General features: G+C 64.0%; 1 pseudogene. It reads left to right on the top strand.

The features are described from left to right. Positions 1-381, top strand: a pseudogene (locus CBX98_RS25575) (nicotinate phosphoribosyltransferase); the annotation flags it as partial.

Raw genomic sequence — 381 nt, 5'->3', positions numbered from 1 at the left:
ACCGTGTCCGGCGTGCTCGCCGCACGTGCGTTCTACGGGGAAGCCATGGCGGGCTATTCCATTCCGGCCGCCGAGCACAGCACCATCACCAGTTGGGGCCGCGAGCACGAAGTCGACGCGTACCGGAACATGCTCAAGCGTTTCGCGAAGCCAGGCTCACTCGTTGCCGTGGTTTCGGACAGCTACGACATCTACCACGCGATTACCGACCACTGGGGCAAGACGCTGCGCGACGAAGTGATCGCTTCGGGCGCCACCGTCGTCATACGACCCGACTCCGGCGACCCGGTCGAGGTCGTGCATCGCTGCGTGAGCCTGCTCAACGATGCTTTCGGCAGCACGGTGAACGCGAAGGGTTTTCGCGTACTCAACCACGTGCGC

Source organism: Vibrio sp. T9, from assembly GCF_003123985.1.
Classification (GTDB): Bacteria; Pseudomonadota; Gammaproteobacteria; order Enterobacterales; family Vibrionaceae; genus Vibrio; species Vibrio diabolicus.
Note: the sequence above shows the minus strand (reverse complement) of the source record. Positions and strands in the feature narration are given on the sequence as shown.